Source organism: Microcystis ichthyoblabe FBCC-A1114 (assembly GCF_050500245.1).
In the GTDB taxonomy this organism is placed as follows: Bacteria; Cyanobacteriota; Cyanobacteriia; order Cyanobacteriales; family Microcystaceae; genus Microcystis; species Microcystis ichthyoblabe_A.
Genome location: NZ_CP191408.1, coordinates 3,226,414 through 3,243,004 on the forward strand (window position 1 = coordinate 3,226,414; position 16,591 = coordinate 3,243,004).

The following is a 16,591-nucleotide window of genomic DNA, read 5'->3' on the forward strand; positions in this document are numbered from 1 at the left end:
TTTATGGGGAATAGTCGGGGGTTCGATCGATACGATAAACTAAACGATATCCACTCCAGAAAACCGCGATGGTTCAAGCGATTCTAGTCGAAATTACTTATAAAAAACACAAGATGGGGAGGTAGCGACAATGTTTGATGCCTGTATATTGGAAGTTTTCATCGCATCAACCAATGATCTTAAACAAGAGCGGCTGGCCGTTGAGGAAGTACTTCGGGACTGGAACTCCCGCAACGGGGAGGAGCGGCACATCATGCTCAAACCGATTCGGTGGGAGGAAGATACTACTCCAGAATTAGGACCGGGGAGCTTTCAGGCGGTTACCAACCAGCGCCTCCTTGATCCGGCTGATATTCTCATCGGGATCGTCGGCAAGCGCCTGGGTTCGCCCACCGAAAACAGCATCGCCGGGACAGTCGAAGAGATCGAAAGGTTCGCTGCCGCCAAGAAGCCCGTTTTACTCTACTTCTCCGACAGGGAATTCAACCTCTCCGAGATCGATCCCCAGGAGTTGGAACGTGTCCGCGAGTTCCGGAAGGCTATGCAGACGCGGGGACTCTTTCGCACCTTCAATGACATTGAGAAATTCAAGGAGGGTCTGCGAAGCCACCTCGATACGCTACTTGGAGACTTCAAACCTCTGCTGATTCCCGCGTCGCGTGCGCTGGCTTACGGATATTTCAAGAACTTCGTCGAGCCTGTCCACGAGTGCCTGTACAATGATGATAAGGAAGTGAAGCTGCCTGACTACAAGCTCCCGAATGAGAAGAATAAAATGACATTGTCGTATTCGTCATTCCGGATCAGGATCGCAAAACCTGTGTCGTTGGACCATGCTACCAATAATGCTGTCCGCCAGTTACGAGAGAATCGTTTAGGAGAAATTAGCGTGAAGGCACCCAATTCACCCCGCGCCTTCCGCGTTTACGTTCCGACTGAGACAAAGAAGCTTCTTGACGACGCAATGAGCAACAATCTCGAAGTGGAACTTGATCGGTTCGATGTCGTGGATTTTCCAACTCCGCTGATTGCGCTCTACGATTTCGTCAAGTCCGTTGAGCAAACAACTCTCAAAGGCAAAAACGATGAGAGTTCAGCAGTTGGATACTGGCAGCGGCAAAAGGCGATTCAGTACAAAGAGTTTTTCGATTCTCTGGATTTTTATGTAAGGGAAGAAGGTATGGAGGGTTCCTCCGTGGGCTATTTCGACTACAACAACAGTCCAGACTTCAAGCTGCCGGACTAAATAAGATTAGGGTTCTTCTGGCTCTAGTCCCTAGGTTCGCAGGAGTATCAATGTAATTAGAACGAAACAACAATGTTAGTAAAAAAAATTGCCCTTCCACTGCTCTTTTGTGCCATCACTCTACTGTCCTCAATCGCCACTGCTGAACCTACCAGCAATTCCCTAACGACAGCCAGAAAACCTGTTTTACTCTACCTTACCCAGCTTCAGGACTTTGATGCTTTGCTGGTTCCCGCACCACGCGTGCTGGCTTATGGATATTTCAAAAACTTCCTCAAGCCTGCCTACGAGAGCCTGCAAGGAGGAAAAGTTGACCTGCCTGATTACAAGCTGCCCAACGTCGATAACGAGGGCAACGAGGGGGGGGAAAATGCGGTGATGACTCTGTCATTTTCGACGTTTCGGATCAGAATCGCGAAGCCGGTCTCATGGGAAGATGCCACCGACGCGGCTGTGGTCAACTTACGAAAAAATCGTCTAGCAGAAATTAGCATCAAGCAACCCGGGTCGCGCCGCGCCTTCCGCGTTTACGTTCCGACCGAGACAAAGCAGCTTCTCGATAACGCGATGCGTGATAATCTGAAACGTGCCAAGAAAGCTGAGGCGCTGCTATTGAACGTGGAAGTTGACCGGCTCGATGTCGTCGATTTTCCAACGCCGCTGATTGCGCTACACGACTTCGTCGAGTCTGAAATGAGCGATGAGACTTCGGCCGAATCCTGGCAAAAACAAAAGACGCTTCAATATAACGAATTTTTCCGTTACTTAGAATCACTCCTACAAAAAGCAGGCATAAAGTATCCATTCCTGAGTTATTTCAATTACAATAACAGTCCAGACTTCAAGCTACCGGACTAAATAGGTGCAATCATCGCTCTTTTCGTCACTTGGGGGCTGTTATTGGCGTAAATAAACCAAGAACAGCCCCTTTGTCTTAACCAGCACATTAAAGAGCCATGTTCAGACCCTCGGTCAGCTAATCAAGTCACGGTACAGTTACAGTTATTCGATCGATACGATAAACTAAACGATATCCACTCCAGAAAACCGCGATGGTTCAAGCGACCGAATATCTCTATATCGTTCGAGACGACGAGATCTTACACGGGGAACCAATTATCAAAGGAACGCGTACACCCGTCCGCGCCATCGTCGAAACTTGGCGTATGGGGGTCGCTCCCGAAGAAATCCCCCTAGGAATGCCCCATCTGACGTTAAGTCAGATTTTCAGTGCGTTGACCTATTACAGTGACCATCTAGAGGAAATTAACGCTTATATCGAGCATAACCGCGTTCCCGACGACTTAATCGATCCGCTGCTAAAAAATTCGTGAATAATCTCTTCGGCATAAAGGAACCCTTGTCACATCGAAACATTTCCTTAAGATATAAGACCGAAGGTCCAGTCTGGATACAAAATTGATATACCTAGAATCGCTACTCTGGCTCACCCTCTAGGCCATTCCCTTCCAGACTGCTAGGCTATTAGACAAGATGAATAACAATCAAACTCCACGGAAACAAGGACTATACGATCCCCAATTTGAACATGATGCTTGTGGTGTCGGTTTTATCGTTCATAAAACGGGGAAAAAGTCCCACGATATTGTTGAACAGGCCTTAACAATTCTACTAAACCTCGATCACCGTGGCGCGTGCGGTGCGGAAAAAAATACCGGAGATGGGGCGGGTATTTTATGCCAAATCCCTGACCTATTTTTCCGGAAAGTGACCAGCAATCTAGGTTTTACCTTACCAGCAGCCGGACAATACGGGGTAGGAATGCTTTACACGGCCCCTGATGCCGAAATTCGCGGGAAAGGTCGGCAGGAATTCGAGAAAATCGCCGCCGAAGAGGGGTTAAAAGTTCTCGGTTGGCGTGATGTTCCCACGGATAACTCCAGTTTAGGCAATTCGGCCAAATCTACCGAACCCTTTATCGAACAGGTTTTCATCGAACGCGATGCCAATTTAAGCGATGATCTGGCCTTTGAACGCAAATTATACGTTATTCGCAAACGTTCCCACCTCAGTCGTCAATCTTTTAATCGTTACTGGTATCCTTGCAGTATTTCTAGTCGTACCATTGTCTATAAAGGGCAATTAATGCCGGTACAGGTGGGTGACTATTTTCCTGATTTACACGACCCCGACTTTCAAAGTGCTTTAGGATTAGTCCATTCCCGTTTTAGTACCAATACCTTCCCCAGTTGGGAACGCGCCCACCCTTACCGTTATATTGCCCACAATGGCGAAATTAATACCCTGCGAGGTAATATTAACTGGATGCACGCCCGTCAGTCGATGTTTGCCTCACCCTTGTTCGGGGAAGACATCAAAAAAATCCAGCCGGTCATTAATATCGAAGGTAGTGACTCCTTAATTTTTGATAATGCCCTAGAATTAATGGTTTTATCGGGGCGTTCTCTTCCTCACGCTGTCATGATGATGATTCCTGAACCCTGGGCAGCCCACGAATCGATGAGTGATGAGAAAAAAGCTTTCTATGAATACCATTCCTGTTTGATGGAACCCTGGGATGGTCCGGCCTCGATCGCTTTTACCGATGGTACGATGATGGGAGCAGTGTTAGACCGCAATGGTTTGCGTCCTTCCCGTTACTACGTCACCAAAGATGACCTAGTAATTATGGCATCGGAAGCGGGAGTTTTACCCATTGAACCGGAACGCGTCGCTTTTAAAGGTCGTCTGCAACCCGGCCGGATGTTCCTTGTGGATATGAAAGAAGGTCGTATCGTGGCCGATGAGGAGATAAAAGAAGGTATTGCCAAAGCCAAACCCTATCGTCAGTGGTTAAACGAAAATTTAGTCAATTTAGACGATTTACCGGCCGTTGAAACTGCTCCACCGGAAACTGCTGTTTCCCTAATTCAACAGCAAACCGCTTTCGGCTACACTTTTGAAGAATTACGTCTTTTATTAGCCCCCATGGGCCGGGATGGAGTGGAAGCAGTGGGTTCCATGGGTTCCGATACACCCCTAGCCGTCTTGTCCGATCGGCCAAAACTGCTTTATGATTACTTTCAGCAGTTATTCGCCCAAGTCACTAACCCCCCGATTGACTCGATTCGCGAAGAAATTATCACCTCTCCCATCACCACTATCGGTGCGGAGAGAAATCTTTTGGATCCGCAGCCGGAAAGCTGTCACCTGATTAAACTTAACTCTCCCATCCTCACTAACGCCCAATTAGCGCGTTTACAGGGCAATAGCGAATTTAAAACCGTGACTATTCCCATTCTCTTCGATCCCACTTCGGGAGTCGAGGGAATGCGTTGCACAATTGAGGCAATTTGTCAAGAGGTGGACGAGGCAATTTTAGCGGGCGCGAGCATTATTATTTTAAGCGATCGAGGTATCGATAAAAATCACGCCCCGATTCCCTCACTGCTGGCGGTTGCCGGTTTACACCACCACCTCATCCGGCAGGGAACCCGCACCAGAGTCGGCCTTGTCCTGGAATCCGGCGAACCCCGGGAAGTGCATCACTACGCCCTTTTACTCGGTTATGGTTGCGGTGCGATTAATCCCTATCTAGCCTTTGCCACCCTCGGCAGTATGATCGAGGAAGGTTTATTGGTAGGAGTTGACCACCAGAGTGCCTGTAAAAACTACATAAAAGCCGCCACCAAGGGCGTAATTAAAGTGGCCTCTAAAATTGGCATTTCTACCCTGCAAAGCTACCGTGGGGCGCAAATATTCGAGGCTATCGGCTTAAATCGATCGGTAGTCGATCGCTATTTTACTTGGACAGCTTCCCGCATTGAAGGGGCCGATTTAGAAATTATTGCCAAAGAATCCCTACTCAGACATGGCCACGCTTTCCCCGACCGGGATGTTAATGTGCATACCCTCGATATTGGCGGTGAATATCAATGGCGTAAGGACGGGGAAGCCCATCTTTTTAGCCCAGAAACCATTCATACCCTGCAACAAGCGGTAAAATTGGGCAAATACGACCTCTTTAAGAAATATTCCCAACTGGTCAACCAACAGAATCAAAAATTCTTCACCCTGCGGGGACTATTAACCTTTAAAAACCGGGAAAGTATCCCCATCGAAGAGGTGGAACCGATTGAAGCGATTATGAAACGCTTTAAAACCGGGGCCATGAGTTACGGGTCCATTTCCAAAGAGGCCCACGAATCCCTCGCTATTGCCATGAATCGTATCGGTGGCAAGTCGAACACCGGGGAAGGCGGCGAAGATTCCGAGCGCTACACTTGGACAAATGAACAGGGAGACTCGAAAAATAGTGCCATTAAACAGGTAGCTTCCGGCCGTTTTGGTGTCACCAGTCTTTACCTCTCCCAAGCGCGAGAATTGCAGATAAAAATGGCCCAGGGGGCAAAACCGGGCGAAGGCGGTCAATTACCGGGTAAAAAAGTCTATCCTTGGATTGCCAAAGTCCGTCACTCCACCCCCGGAGTCGGTTTAATCTCTCCCCCACCCCACCACGATATCTACTCCATTGAAGACCTCGCGGAGTTGATTCATGACCTAAAAAATGCCAATCGTGCGGCCAGAGTGAGCGTAAAACTGGTTTCTGAGGTGGGAGTTGGCACAATCGCCGCCGGAGTCGCTAAAGCTCACGCCGACGTGGTTTTAATCTCTGGTTTCGATGGTGGGACCGGTGCCTCACCCCAAACCTCGATTAAACACGCGGGTTTACCCTGGGAGTTGGGACTAGCAGAAACCCATCAAACATTGGTGTTAAATAATCTTCGCAGTCGCATTGCGGTGGAAACCGATGGCCAGATGAAAACCGGCCGCGATGTGGTGGTGGCGACGCTATTGGGGGCCGAAGAATTCGGTTTTTCGACCGCGCCACTGGTAACGTTAGGCTGTATTATGATGCGGGTTTGTCATCTTAATACCTGTCCGGCGGGGGTAGCGACCCAGGATCCGTTATTACGGAAGAATTTCATCGGGGATCCTGAATATACGGTGAATTTCATGAAATTTATCGCCCAGGAAGTGCGGGAAATTATGGCCGAATTGGGATTCCGCACCTTAAATGAAATGGTGGGGCGAACTGATGTATTAGAGCCGAAACAGGCTGTAGAACATTGGAAAGCGAAAGGAATTGACCTAACTCCGATTCTCTATCAACCGGAGGTAGATGCAGAGGTAGGACGCTATTGTCAGATTCCCCAGGACCACGGTTTAGATAAGTCCTTGGATATAACCGTTTTAGTGGATTTATGCAAAGATGCCATTGAAAAAGGCGAAAAAGTCAAGGCGACACTACCGATTAAAAATATTAACCGCGTGGTGGGGACGATTTTAGGCAACGAAATCACTAAACGTCACTGGGAGGGTTTACCCGAAGATACCGTACATCTCCATTTTCAGGGCAGCGCGGGGCAGAGTTTCGGTGCTTTTGTTCCCAAAGGGGTGACACTGGAGTTAGAAGGGGATGCTAATGATTATGTGGGTAAGGGTTTAAGCGGTGGCAAAATCATCGTTTATCCGCCCAAAGGTTCCACTTTTGTGGCCGAGGAGAATATTATCATCGGTAATGTGGCTTTATACGGTGCAACCAGTGGTGAGGTGTATATTTCTGGGGTTGCTGGGGAACGTTTTGGGGTGCGTAACTCTGGGGTGACTACGGTGGTTGAGTCCGTTGGCGACCATGCCTGTGAGTATATGACTGGGGGTAAAGTCGTTGTTTTAGGGCCTACCGGTCGCAATTTCGCCGCCGGAATGAGTGGTGGTGTCGCCTACGTCCTCGATGAGTCGGGGGATTTCGCCACTCGTTGCAATACCCAAATGGTAGCTTTAGAGGCGCTAGAAGGGGAAGAAATCGACGATTTACGCGAGTTAATTCAACGCCATGCTGATTACACCCAAAGTCAAAAAGCGTCCCTAGTTTTAGCAAATTGGTCGGAAATGTTGCCCAAGTTTGTTAAAGTAATGCCCAAGGATTATAAGCGGATGTTGCAGTGTATTAAAGAGGCGTTAGATTCTGGTTTAACCGGCGATTCTGCCCTCGATGCCGCTTTTGAAGCCAACGCCCGTGATGTGGCAAGGATTGGCGGTAGTTAGGGTTTTATGGGGGGCTGAATAAGCCCCTTTTTTTAATTGATGATCTAGAATCTACAGTAAATACTAACCATCTGTCTATAGAGGTGTATGATGAAAAAGTTTATTGGTTATGCCAGTGTTTTCATTGTTAGTTTCTCTGGTTCGGCTGGAGCTTTTGATAATGAACAATTAATCGCTTTAAATAATTCTGATATTGCGGGTACTTGCTGGAAAAGTTCTTTTTCTAGTGGAACTGTACAACGTAGGTTTAATTCTAATGGTACCTTTGAACAATTCCAGTTCAACAATAATCCTACAAGCGTAATAGTATGGCGAGGAGCTTGGAAAATATCTTCTAATGCAATTTGGGAAAGAGTAACAGATACAACTATTGCGGGCGTAACTCGTAGTGCGCCTAATAGTAAATGGGAACAATCTTTTGTAGTTAGTAATGGACGACTAATTAACAGTTCTGGTTATGTATTCACATTAGGTTGCAATTAGAAACAAAAAGAGATTTATCTAGAGGTCGGGATATTAAAAGTATCCAGTCGAGGGATTAGAAACGGGTTATAGTGTCGAGTTTTCCGATAGGTTGGGAAAAACGATTACTGTTGTCACCATGGACGAAAATTCCCTCCGTTTCCCCACCCCGCTAAGGACTCGTGTTAAACTGATTAATCATGCTGGTGTCTAGAAGCGACCTATGCCAAACTTAACCTTAAGCAACGAACAAGTAATCGAATTAGTCAAACAACTCCCCGAAGCACAGCAACAGGAACTATTTAGATTCCTCATCCAGCGTCAGTGGGGAAATATGGAAGCTATAACCGATTACGGAAGCCAACAGGCAAAAATCGTCGCAGCAGAACGCGGCTACGATTGGGATACCATGACGGAAGACGAAAGAGAAGAATTTATCGATGAAATCGTTCATGAGAAGTAGTGATTTATACTGTTGTCTTCGACACAAATATTCTCATATCTGCTGCGCTTTCTAAAGGCGGTAGCCCGAATAGTTGTTTTTCCCTAGCCCAAAGCAAACTGATTCGATCGGTCACTTGTCCAGAGATTTTAGGCGAATTATCCGAAAAACTTCTACTAAAAATCAAATTTCCTGAAGAACGAGTTAGAAAATACATTGAGGAAATTTGTGATGCTTCTAGCATTGTTTCTATAGGTGGAACACTTAGAGCCGTTCCCAATGATCCCGATGACGATATGATCATAGAATGTGCGATTGTTGGCAATGCGACCCATATTATCACGGGGGACAAACATCTTCTTTCACTGGTTGAATATCAAAATATTCAGATCGTGAAAGCAAAAGACTTTTTGGACTTTTTAGATCGAAATAATAACCATGAATTATGAACTTTACTCAATGGGATTTTATTAAAAGATATTCGCGAAGCAAGATTATCCGCAGGAGACGTGGGGACATTGGTAGAAAAACATCAAATCGAGGGATTAGAAACGGGTTATAGTGTCGAGTTTTCCGATAGGTTGAGAAAAACGATCGCCCTACCAAAGACGTTGAATACCGTACCGATCTAAAATAGTATCTACACTAATAATCGGAATATTTTCAACAATGGCTTGAGCTACCAGAAGGCGATCAAAGGGGTCTTTATGATAAAAAGGAAGGGTGATCAGCGCATCCGTATGTTCTGGTGTGATGGCAAGGATATTAAATTGATATTGATTAAGGCATACGTCGATAAAATCTTTGTAAGATTGATGTAAAATGAGTTTACCGATACTGATTTTGATGGCGATTTCCCAATAGGATGCTGGGCTGATTAATATTTCGTTATTTTGGTTAATAATTAGTTGATGGGCGGCGCTACTTAGTGGGGATTCGTTGAGTGTGTACCAAAGCAGAGTATGGGTATCGATTAGACATTTCAATGCAGATACTCCGCAAAGTCTTGTAAGTGTTCTTCATCATCGGCCACGATGGTAATCATTCCTTTACATAGGCCAGGCCCCGGACGTTGGGGAGATGTGGGGGTTTGCCCGATTAATTTGGCTAGTGGGAGATTATTATCGGTAATCAACAATTCTTCTCCCGGTTTGAGATTGTATATCAGTTCGGGCAGTTTGGCTTGAGCTTCTTGGAGAGAGACAATCATAATTTTACGGCAAGCGCGAAGATGAAAGGACTTTCTAGGCCGATAATTTCTCGATTCTAACCGATCGAAGCCCGGAAGGTGTAGGCGAACCGAAAACCTTCTCCATTGAGGACCGGTGTTAAACTGATTAATCATGCTGGTGTCTAGAATTGACCTATGCCGAACTTAACCTTAAGCAACGAACAAGTTATCGACTTATTCAAACAACTCCCCAAAGCACAGCAAGAATGAGCCTTAATACTATGAGCAAAATTTCGATCGAAGTCAGTCCCGAAGCGGCAGAAGTCTATCAATCCGCATCCCCGGAGGAACAAGAACGCGTCCGGGTTCTTGTCGATTTGCTAATTAGAAAGCCAGTTAACAGCGATATCGATTTCTTGAGAAAACTAATGGACGAAATTAGTGATGAGGCGGAAGCTAGAGGATTAACCCCCGAAATTTTAGAATCTTTACTAAATGAGCCTTGAATATTCTTTTATTCTCGATACCAACGTTTTAGTAAGCGCGCTTCTGTCGAAAAACGGCAAAGCTCGTCAGGCATTAGACAAAGCCCAAAATATCGGCAAGCTTTTAATGTCCGAATCTACTTTGTTAGAATTGATCACTGTTTTCAATCGTGCCAAATTCGATAGATATGCCTCCTCAGCAAAAAGGCGGCTATTTATAACGGCGATAGAAAGAACCGAGGAAATTGTCGTGATTCGAGAGAAAATCAAGGTTTGCAGAGATGAGAAAAATAATCAGTATTTAGAACTAGCGATCGATGGTCAAGCTACCTGTATTGTAAGCGGCGATTCTGATCTATTAGTTTTAAATCCATTTCGAGAAATCCCAATTTTAACGATTCAAGAATTTCTAGATCATGACTTTTCCCGTTAGCGATCAGTCCCCCCACCCACGAGCCGGCTAGAGACTCGTGTTAAACTGATTAATCATGCTGGTGTCTAGAAGCGACCTATGCCGAACTTAACCTTAAGCAACGAACAAGTGATCGAATTAGTCAAACAACTCCCCGAAGACCAGAAACAGGAAGTTTATAAAATTCTCATCCTCAGTCAGTCGGACCGATGGGAATCCTTGTCTAACTACGCCATTGACAAAGCTCGAATCGTAGCCAAAGAACGCGGCTATGATTGGGATACCATGACGGAAGAAGAAAAAGAAGAATTTATCGATGAAATCGTTCACGAACCATCATAATATCCACCGAATTTACAGAGTGTATTTTACCATGAATATTACCTTAAATCCCGAATTAGAACAATTAATTAACTCTCAATTAGCGACAGGAAACTATAACAGCGTTGAAGATTTATTAAAAGACGCTTTGTTAAATTTAGCGGACAAACAAAACCGTCAGACTTTAAGCCAAAAAGTTAAAGAACTCTTTGATAAAACTCAATCCTTACCCGGCGTTCAGGATATTACCGAAGAAGATATCGCCGCAGAAATTGAAGCCTATCGGAGAGGCGAATGAAAGTCGTGATCGATACGAATATTCTAGTTTCGGCAATTTTAAAAGGAAGGTTGCCGAGAACGGTTATACAATTCGTGATCGAGTCTAATAAAATCGAATGGATTGTTTCCGAAGCTATTTTAACTGAATATAAAGATGTTGTCAGCCGTCCTAAGTTTAAGCTGTCGGAAGGAGTGATAAGAGAATGGTATAGGATTTTCGATACAGTTCCTAGATTAATTGATGTTCACAGCACCGTTGATTTCCCTAGAGATCGATCGGATGCTAAATTTCTAGCTTGTGTGATGACAAGTGATGCTGACTTTTTGATCACAGGTGATAAAGACTTTGAAGAAGTAGATAATTTAGGATCGACAACTATAATTTCTGCCTCAGAATTTAAAGCACTCGTGATCGATCCCGTTGCGGATGAAGAATCTTGAAATCCTGTTGATCCCGCGATACTCGATCGAAGGAGTCTTTATGATAAAAAGGAAGGGTAATCAGCTCCTCCGTAGGTTCTGGTGTGATGGCAAGGATATTAAATTGATATTGATTAAGACATAATTAGCTGGTTATAATTAAATTAAAAATGGACTATGCGGAACTTAACCTTAAGCAATGAACAAGCACTCGAATTAGTCAAACAACCCCCCGAAGCATAGCAAGAATGAGCCTTAATAATATGAGCAAAATTTTGATCGAAGTCAGTCCCAAAACAGCGGCAGCCGATCAATCCGCATCCTCTGAAGAAAAAGAGCGTGTTCGGATTTTTATTGATCTGTTGATGAGAAAGCCGAGTAAAGACGATAGGGACTTTCTTGGTAAGCTGATGGACGAAATTAGCAATCGATCCGAAGCTAGAGGATTAACACCCGAAATCCTAGAATCTCTATTAAATGAGCCTTGAATATTATTTCGTTTATATATTGACTAATGCGACAACTTTTTCTAAGCTTATAGCACTAATTATTGAAATATTTCTTCCTCTTTTTTGTGGTTTTATTTCTCGATCTCTTTGGGCAATTAAGGCTCTAGCATAGAGTCTCAAAAGGGCTAAATTTACCCCCGATTCATCGATAAAAATTAGTTTTGATGCCTCAATTTTCCGAACTTGGAACCAGTACTCTACTCTTTTTTGCTATACCCTGTCACTTTCTTTTTCCGCCGCGTGTAGTGTTTTTTTTTGAAACTGTAATTGAGTTTTTGCGTCAGCCGTCCTAGGGTGGCTCTACTGACTTTCACCTGTGTCTTTTCATACAGTAATTCTGATAATTCTTCGAGAGTTGCATCATTGTTAGCTTCGATGATTTCTATTAAAATTATCAGTTGTTCACTATTTAACTTGGTTGGCGGACTTCCCCCTTGCGGACGAGGACGGATATCTCCTGTTTCTTTATATTGCTTCAATAACTTCTGAATAAAGCTTTTAGCCACGTCAAATCTCTGGGCTAGTCCTCGAATGGAAATTTTTTCTTTCTTCCAGACATCGATAATTTTTTGGCGAAAATCTACAGAATAGGGTCTCATAGGAAGCTGGCGAGTTCTATTATTTGTCTATTTGCTTTCTATTGTACCTCATAGCTCCAAGAATTTCTATAGACAAGATTTAGGATCAGAGTGATCGCTAGATTAAAGGTTAAGTAATGTTAAGATCATAATTCTTCATGAAGAAAGCGCATGATCGCCGAGTGACTGTAGCTAAGAATACCAAATTTTGCCCCAGTCACAATAAAGTAGGGATCAAGCGCATTCGATCGAAGCAAGAATTTTCTCCCCAGTATCTATGAATCAATCAGAAAGTTGCGGTAAGGTCTATCTCGTCGGTGCGGGTCACGGGGATCCCGGTTTGTTGACCTTAAAAGCGAAAGTTCTCTTAGAAAATGCCGATGTTGTCCTCTATGATGCCCTAGTCAGCCCCTCGATTCTAGCCATGATTAACCCCAAGGCCGAACAAATCCATGGGGGTAAGCGTCGCGGTCGTCATTCTCTGGTACAGGAGGAAATCACCGATTTACTGATCCAAAAGGCCCAGACTAATGCCGTGGTTGTTCGTCTCAAGGGAGGTGATCCCTTTGTTTTTGGTCGCGGGGGTGAAGAAATGCTCGATCTGATCACCGCCGGAATTAGCGTCGAGATCGTGCCGGGGATCACTTCAGGAATTGCCGTGCCTGCCTACGCCGGTATTCCCCTCACCCATCGCGATTATAGTTCCTCCGTTACCTTCGTCACCGGCCACGAGATGGCGGGTAAATATCGTCCCCAGGTTAACTGGTCAGCGATCGCCCATGGTGCAGAAACAATTGTCGTTTACATGGGTGTGCATAATTTACCCCATATTATCGGCGAGTTAACCAAGGCGGGCAGAAGTCCAGAAACACCAATCGCCCTGATTCGCTGGGGAACAACACCGCAACAACAGCAATTAATCGGTACTTTCAGCACGATTATGGACCAGATCGAAGCCACCGGCTTTGAAGCCCCAGCGATCGCTGTTATCGGGGCAGTGGTCGACCTTAACGATCTCTTGCAAGCGGGACAACCTTTGCTCTCCAGGACAATCCCCCCCACCCCCATTTCTCCCTGATTCGGTTGCCATGCGTCAATATCAAAAATCCCTGACGATTACCACCAGTCCCAAGAATTTCCATCGTCTCACTGCTCCCATAGAAGCGATCGTGGCTGAATCGGGCATAACGACGGGATTATGCAGTCTATTTGTCTGTCACACCTCCGCTTCCTTGCTGATCCAAGAAAATGCCGATCCCGATGTTCTCACAGATTTGGCCAATTTCTTCGCCAAGTTAGTCCCGGAAGATAGCAGTCTCTACTATCACTCTACCGAAGGGCCAGACGATATGCCCGCTCACATTCGCTCAGTCCTAACCCGGACATCGGAACAAATCCCGATCGCTAGGGGTAAATTAGTTTTAGGCATCTGGCAAGGTATCTATCTCTGGGAACATCGTCAGAGTCGTCACCAAAGACAAGTGGTGGTTCATATCACCGGGATCTGAAGCTTTGCGTATAGTTTTGTAATAGAAACTTTACTCGTACCCCTCATCGGAGTAAGATTTTTTCCGTGTACGATCAAATTGTTCGCTTTTTGAACAAAGAACTTCATATTTCGTAACAAAAGGAAACAATTTATGCGAAAATTGTTCGCTCTGGCCCTGGTGCTATCCCTCTGGTTCACCTTTGCCGCTCCAGCGTCGGCTGATTTGTCCAATCTGACCCCTTGTAGCGAAAATCCCGCTTTCCTACAAAAAGCGAAGAGTTTCCGCAACACCACTCCCGACCCCGAATCGGGAGCCAAACGCGCTCAAATCTACTCCCAAGCTCTCTGTGGACCGGAAGGCTATCCCCACCTAATTGTTGATGGTCGTTGGGACCACATGGGCGATTTCTTTATCCCTAGCATCCTATTCCTGTACATTACCGGTTGGATCGGTTGGGTTGGTCGGGCCTATTTAATCGCCGTGCGCGACGACAAAGATGCCGAAATGAAGGAAATCATCATCGATGTTCCCCTCGCTCTCAGCAAAATGTTAACGGGTTTTCTCTGGCCTTTGGCGGCTTTACAAGAAGCCACTTCCGGTAAATTAACCGTTAAGGATTCGGAAATTACCGTTTCCCCTCGTTAATTTTTGTGTCAAACCCTTGACTTTTTATTCCCTAGGAGAACTCAGATGGAAGGACTTACTAAATTTCTCTCGTCCGCACCCGTGTTAATTATGGCGCTGCTGACTTTCACTGCCGGGATTTTAATCGAATTCAATCGCTTTTATCCCGATCTCTTATTCCACCCGCTAGGTTAAAGCCAATCTCAGGTGATTAAAAGGGATACAGAGTCCACTGTATCCCTTTTTAATGGCAATGATCACAGGGGAATATTAAGAAAAGAAAGACACTGGAGACGACAGGCTCTCAAAATCGATAAGATACAGGTATCTGCAACCCCAGAGGTGGGACAAACCATGCTGTTAGATAGAGATTTGATGCTAGAAAAGCGGCTGCGGTATCAAGAATTACAAGAAAAATTAAAAGAGATTTGGCAGGGAGAAAACGTTCTCGAATCGGATGAATGCGATTATGATATCCTAGTTATCCCTTCTTTTAGTATCGATCAGAGAGTCGGTCAAAAAGTGGCGGGGTTTTTACATTACGAAGAAAGATTATTATTTTCTCTGATTCGATTGCGACACCCGAAAACTCGTTTAATCTATGTAACAGCGCAGCCACTTTCGCGGATGGTGATTGATTATTACCTGCAATTGTTGCCTGGGATTCCTTTTTCCCATGCTAATAATCGTCTGTTATTACTGACAACTCACGATAACTCTTTTCAACCTTTAACCCAAAAAATTCTGGACAGACCGCGCTTAGTAGCAAGAATCCGGCAAGCGTTGCGTCGAGATCGGGCCTATATGGTTTGTTTTAATTCTACTAATTTAGAGCGAGAATTGTCTTTACAATTAGATATTCCTTTATTTGCCTGTAGTCCAGATTTATTGTATTGGGGTTCTAAAAGTGGCAGTCGCGAGATTTTTGGTCAAGGCAATATTCCCCATCCTGACGGTAGTTTACAGGTAAATACGGTCAAAGATTTGTTATACGAAGCCGCTAGTTTGTGGTCCCGTCAACCGCAACTAAAACGCATGGTAGTGAAGTTAAATGAGGGGTTATCGGGAGAAGGAAATGCAGTTTTAGATTTACGTCCTTTAGGGGAAATTGTTGATAGTAACAGCCTAGATTTAAGCGAGAAAATGAATCTCTTGGCTAAACTATTAGACAAGATGAGTTTTCAAGCAAGGGATGAAAATTGGGACAGTTTTTCTGGCAGAATTGCTGAATTAGGGGCAATTGTCGAAGCTTTTATTGAAGGAGAAGAAAAGCGATCGCCGAGTGTGCAAGGTTATATTACACCCACGGGAGAAGTGAAGATTCTTTCCACTCACGATCAAATTTTAGGGGGTCCCGATGGTCAAATTTATCTAGGTTGCCATTTTCCCGCTGATGAAAATTATCGCCTGCAATTACAGGAATTAGGTCTAAAAATAGGGGAAATTCTGGCAGCCAAGGGAGCAATTGAACGCTATGGAGTTGATTTCGTCGCTGTTAAAAATCCAGAAACTTTAGTCTGGGATCTACAGGCGATCGAAATTAATCTGCGAAAAGGAGGAACCACCCATCCTTTTATGACTTTGAAACTTTTAACTAATGGTAAATATGATCGAGAAACTGGATTATTTTTCAGTCAACCTCACCAAGAAAAGTATTATATTGCCTCCGATAATCTCCACAAACCCCAATACAAAGGTTTACTTCCCGATGATTTAATGGATATTATTGCTAAACATCACTTACATTTTGATAGTAGCAGTAAAACGGGAACGGTTTTTCATCTCATGGGTGCGCTGTCAGAATTTGGTAAATTAGGGTTAACTTGTATCGGCAATTCTAGTGAGGAAGCGGCGGCAATTTATCAGCGTGTGGAACAGGTTTTAGATTGGGAAACAGAGCCTAGTTCCATAAATTTAGGTTATTATTCTGGATTACCGATCACTTGGATATAACTAGACTGATTTACTGGGTATAATTTTTTGTCTGAGAGATTTAATCATCCAAGCAGGCAGTTTCTGGCAGCCAATGACCGATAGTTTTACCTTGGTTAAAAGTTGTCTTGACTGCGATGCACTTAACTGG

The 16,591-nt window shown here is 44.7% G+C and carries 21 protein-coding genes and 1 pseudogene; 19 read left to right on the forward strand and 3 right to left on the reverse strand.

Annotation, left to right across the window (positions count from 1 at the left end):
* Nucleotides 1–130: 130 nt before the first annotated feature.
* The 8 genes from ACQY1Y_RS15575 (at nucleotide 131) to ACQY1Y_RS15610 (ending at nucleotide 8,851) form a co-directional block, all read left to right on the forward strand.
* Nucleotides 131–1,246 carry an STING domain-containing protein gene (locus tag ACQY1Y_RS15575; protein ID WP_430013098.1) on the forward strand — a complete coding sequence of 372 codons (1,116 nt, stop codon included), beginning with the start codon at nucleotides 131–133 and terminating at the stop codon, nucleotides 1,244–1,246.
* Nucleotides 1,247–1,318: 72 nt separating this feature from the next.
* Nucleotides 1,319–2,104 carry an STING domain-containing protein gene (locus ACQY1Y_RS15580; RefSeq protein WP_430013099.1) on the forward strand — a complete coding sequence of 262 codons (786 nt, stop codon included), beginning with the start codon at nucleotides 1,319–1,321 and terminating at the stop codon, nucleotides 2,102–2,104.
* A gap of 194 nt (nucleotides 2,105–2,298) precedes the next feature.
* On the forward strand, nucleotides 2,299–2,580 hold the full coding sequence (locus tag ACQY1Y_RS15585; protein ID WP_430013100.1) for a DUF433 domain-containing protein: 282 nt from the start codon (nucleotides 2,299–2,301) through the stop codon (nucleotides 2,578–2,580).
* 160 nt (nucleotides 2,581–2,740) lie between these two features.
* Nucleotides 2,741–7,315, forward strand: a complete 4,575-nt coding sequence (gene gltB, locus ACQY1Y_RS15590) for a glutamate synthase large subunit (protein ID WP_430013101.1) — start codon at nucleotides 2,741–2,743, stop codon at nucleotides 7,313–7,315.
* Between the two features lie 90 nt (nucleotides 7,316–7,405).
* Nucleotides 7,406–7,798 (forward strand): hypothetical protein, encoded by a 393-nt coding sequence (locus tag ACQY1Y_RS15595; RefSeq protein ID WP_103113063.1) that lies wholly within the window; start codon nucleotides 7,406–7,408, stop codon nucleotides 7,796–7,798.
* A 202-nt stretch (nucleotides 7,799–8,000) separates the two neighbouring features.
* Nucleotides 8,001–8,240: a hypothetical protein gene (locus ACQY1Y_RS15600; protein WP_002750644.1), complete on the forward strand. Its 240-nt coding sequence runs from the start codon at nucleotides 8,001–8,003 to the stop codon at nucleotides 8,238–8,240.
* Nucleotides 8,240–8,668: a putative toxin-antitoxin system toxin component, PIN family gene (locus ACQY1Y_RS15605; RefSeq protein WP_125731734.1), complete on the forward strand. Its 429-nt coding sequence runs from the start codon at nucleotides 8,240–8,242 to the stop codon at nucleotides 8,666–8,668. The genes ACQY1Y_RS15600 and ACQY1Y_RS15605 overlap by 1 nt, the downstream gene beginning before the upstream one ends.
* A 60-nt stretch (nucleotides 8,669–8,728) precedes the next feature.
* Nucleotides 8,729–8,851 (forward strand): hypothetical protein, encoded by a 123-nt coding sequence (locus tag ACQY1Y_RS15610; RefSeq protein ID WP_235194812.1) that lies wholly within the window; start codon nucleotides 8,729–8,731, stop codon nucleotides 8,849–8,851.
* Here the strand turns inward: ACQY1Y_RS15610 and ACQY1Y_RS15615 are convergent.
* Nucleotides 8,819–9,205 carry a type II toxin-antitoxin system VapC family toxin gene (locus tag ACQY1Y_RS15615; RefSeq protein WP_002750641.1) on the reverse strand — a complete coding sequence of 129 codons (387 nt, stop codon included), beginning with the start codon at nucleotides 9,203–9,205 and terminating at the stop codon, nucleotides 8,819–8,821. The genes ACQY1Y_RS15610 and ACQY1Y_RS15615 overlap by 33 nt on opposite strands.
* Complete coding sequence (locus ACQY1Y_RS15620; protein ID WP_002750640.1) at nucleotides 9,202–9,564, reverse strand: type II toxin-antitoxin system Phd/YefM family antitoxin; 363 nt, start codon at nucleotides 9,562–9,564, stop codon at nucleotides 9,202–9,204. The genes ACQY1Y_RS15615 and ACQY1Y_RS15620 overlap by 4 nt, the downstream gene beginning before the upstream one ends.
* 107 nt (nucleotides 9,565–9,671) lie before the next feature.
* Between ACQY1Y_RS15620 and ACQY1Y_RS15625 the strand changes: the two genes are divergently transcribed.
* From ACQY1Y_RS15625 to ACQY1Y_RS15650, 6 genes are all read left to right on the forward strand, one after another.
* Nucleotides 9,672–9,896, forward strand: a complete 225-nt coding sequence (locus tag ACQY1Y_RS15625; RefSeq protein WP_002748889.1) for a hypothetical protein — start codon at nucleotides 9,672–9,674, stop codon at nucleotides 9,894–9,896.
* Nucleotides 9,886–10,308: a putative toxin-antitoxin system toxin component, PIN family gene (locus ACQY1Y_RS15630; RefSeq protein WP_002750637.1), complete on the forward strand. Its 423-nt coding sequence runs from the start codon at nucleotides 9,886–9,888 to the stop codon at nucleotides 10,306–10,308. The genes ACQY1Y_RS15625 and ACQY1Y_RS15630 overlap by 11 nt, the downstream gene beginning before the upstream one ends.
* 78 nt (nucleotides 10,309–10,386) lie before the next feature.
* Nucleotides 10,387–10,629 (forward strand): hypothetical protein, encoded by a 243-nt coding sequence (locus ACQY1Y_RS15635; RefSeq protein WP_002737040.1) that lies wholly within the window; start codon nucleotides 10,387–10,389, stop codon nucleotides 10,627–10,629.
* Between the two features lie 31 nt (nucleotides 10,630–10,660).
* Entirely contained in the window at nucleotides 10,661–10,906 is a 246-nt protein-coding gene (locus tag ACQY1Y_RS15640; protein ID WP_002750632.1) for a ribbon-helix-helix domain-containing protein, read from the forward strand.
* Complete coding sequence (locus tag ACQY1Y_RS15645; protein ID WP_002750630.1) at nucleotides 10,903–11,328, forward strand: putative toxin-antitoxin system toxin component, PIN family; 426 nt, start codon at nucleotides 10,903–10,905, stop codon at nucleotides 11,326–11,328. The genes ACQY1Y_RS15640 and ACQY1Y_RS15645 overlap by 4 nt, the downstream gene beginning before the upstream one ends.
* A gap of 242 nt (nucleotides 11,329–11,570) precedes the next feature.
* On the forward strand, nucleotides 11,571–11,795 hold the full coding sequence (locus ACQY1Y_RS15650; RefSeq protein ID WP_002735305.1) for a hypothetical protein: 225 nt from the start codon (nucleotides 11,571–11,573) through the stop codon (nucleotides 11,793–11,795).
* Nucleotides 11,796–11,810: 15 nt separating this feature from the next.
* Here ACQY1Y_RS15650 and ACQY1Y_RS15655 read toward each other — a convergent pair.
* Nucleotides 11,811–12,415: pseudogene (locus ACQY1Y_RS15655) on the reverse strand (helix-turn-helix domain-containing protein); the annotation flags it as partial.
* A gap of 256 nt (nucleotides 12,416–12,671) precedes the next feature.
* On the opposite strand from ACQY1Y_RS15655, the gene cobA reads away from it, so the two are divergent.
* From cobA to ACQY1Y_RS15680, 5 genes are all read left to right on the forward strand, one after another.
* Nucleotides 12,672–13,472, forward strand: a complete 801-nt coding sequence (gene cobA, locus ACQY1Y_RS15660) for a uroporphyrinogen-III C-methyltransferase (protein WP_430013102.1) — start codon at nucleotides 12,672–12,674, stop codon at nucleotides 13,470–13,472.
* Between the two features lie 10 nt (nucleotides 13,473–13,482).
* Complete coding sequence (locus ACQY1Y_RS15665) at nucleotides 13,483–13,902, forward strand: secondary thiamine-phosphate synthase enzyme YjbQ (RefSeq protein WP_002748905.1); 420 nt, start codon at nucleotides 13,483–13,485, stop codon at nucleotides 13,900–13,902.
* A 132-nt stretch (nucleotides 13,903–14,034) separates the two neighbouring features.
* Entirely contained in the window at nucleotides 14,035–14,529 is a 495-nt protein-coding gene (locus ACQY1Y_RS15670; protein WP_002750624.1) for a photosystem I reaction center subunit III, read from the forward strand.
* 45 nt (nucleotides 14,530–14,574) lie between these two features.
* Nucleotides 14,575–14,703: a photosystem I reaction center subunit IX gene (gene psaJ, locus ACQY1Y_RS15675; protein WP_002738148.1), complete on the forward strand. Its 129-nt coding sequence runs from the start codon at nucleotides 14,575–14,577 to the stop codon at nucleotides 14,701–14,703.
* Nucleotides 14,704–14,862: 159 nt separating this feature from the next.
* Nucleotides 14,863–16,461 (forward strand): peptide ligase PGM1-related protein, encoded by a 1,599-nt coding sequence (locus ACQY1Y_RS15680; RefSeq protein ID WP_123229974.1) that lies wholly within the window; start codon nucleotides 14,863–14,865, stop codon nucleotides 16,459–16,461.
* The last annotated feature ends 130 nt before the right edge of the window (nucleotides 16,462–16,591 follow it).

Excerpts from the sequence above, each read along its gene's own strand:
- cobA (WP_430013102.1), top strand. The coding sequence starts at position 12,672 with ATGAATCAATCAGAAAGTTGCGGTAAGGTCTATCTCGTCGGTGCGGGT.
- ACQY1Y_RS15630 (WP_002750637.1), top strand. The coding sequence starts at position 9,886 with ATGAGCCTTGAATATTCTTTTATTCTCGATACCAACGTTTTAGTAAGC.
- psaJ (WP_002738148.1), top strand. The coding sequence starts at position 14,575 with ATGGAAGGACTTACTAAATTTCTCTCGTCCGCACCCGTGTTAATTATG.
- ACQY1Y_RS15680 (WP_123229974.1), top strand. The coding sequence starts at position 14,863 with ATGCTGTTAGATAGAGATTTGATGCTAGAAAAGCGGCTGCGGTATCAA.
- ACQY1Y_RS15585 (WP_430013100.1), top strand. The coding sequence starts at position 2,299 with ATGGTTCAAGCGACCGAATATCTCTATATCGTTCGAGACGACGAGATC.
- gltB (WP_430013101.1), top strand. The coding sequence starts at position 2,741 with ATGAATAACAATCAAACTCCACGGAAACAAGGACTATACGATCCCCAA.
- ACQY1Y_RS15665 (WP_002748905.1), top strand. The coding sequence starts at position 13,483 with ATGCGTCAATATCAAAAATCCCTGACGATTACCACCAGTCCCAAGAAT.
- ACQY1Y_RS15575 (WP_430013098.1), top strand. The coding sequence starts at position 131 with ATGTTTGATGCCTGTATATTGGAAGTTTTCATCGCATCAACCAATGAT.
- ACQY1Y_RS15595 (WP_103113063.1), top strand. The coding sequence starts at position 7,406 with ATGAAAAAGTTTATTGGTTATGCCAGTGTTTTCATTGTTAGTTTCTCT.
- ACQY1Y_RS15645 (WP_002750630.1), top strand. The coding sequence starts at position 10,903 with ATGAAAGTCGTGATCGATACGAATATTCTAGTTTCGGCAATTTTAAAA.
- ACQY1Y_RS15600 (WP_002750644.1), top strand. The coding sequence starts at position 8,001 with ATGCCAAACTTAACCTTAAGCAACGAACAAGTAATCGAATTAGTCAAA.
- ACQY1Y_RS15580 (WP_430013099.1), top strand. The coding sequence starts at position 1,319 with ATGTTAGTAAAAAAAATTGCCCTTCCACTGCTCTTTTGTGCCATCACT.
- ACQY1Y_RS15635 (WP_002737040.1), top strand. The coding sequence starts at position 10,387 with ATGCCGAACTTAACCTTAAGCAACGAACAAGTGATCGAATTAGTCAAA.
- ACQY1Y_RS15620 (WP_002750640.1), bottom strand. The coding sequence starts at position 9,564 with ATGATTAATCAGTTTAACACCGGTCCTCAATGGAGAAGGTTTTCGGTT.
- ACQY1Y_RS15640 (WP_002750632.1), top strand. The coding sequence starts at position 10,661 with ATGAATATTACCTTAAATCCCGAATTAGAACAATTAATTAACTCTCAA.
- ACQY1Y_RS15670 (WP_002750624.1), top strand. The coding sequence starts at position 14,035 with ATGCGAAAATTGTTCGCTCTGGCCCTGGTGCTATCCCTCTGGTTCACC.
- ACQY1Y_RS15650 (WP_002735305.1), top strand. The coding sequence starts at position 11,571 with ATGAGCAAAATTTTGATCGAAGTCAGTCCCAAAACAGCGGCAGCCGAT.
- ACQY1Y_RS15625 (WP_002748889.1), top strand. The coding sequence starts at position 9,672 with ATGAGCAAAATTTCGATCGAAGTCAGTCCCGAAGCGGCAGAAGTCTAT.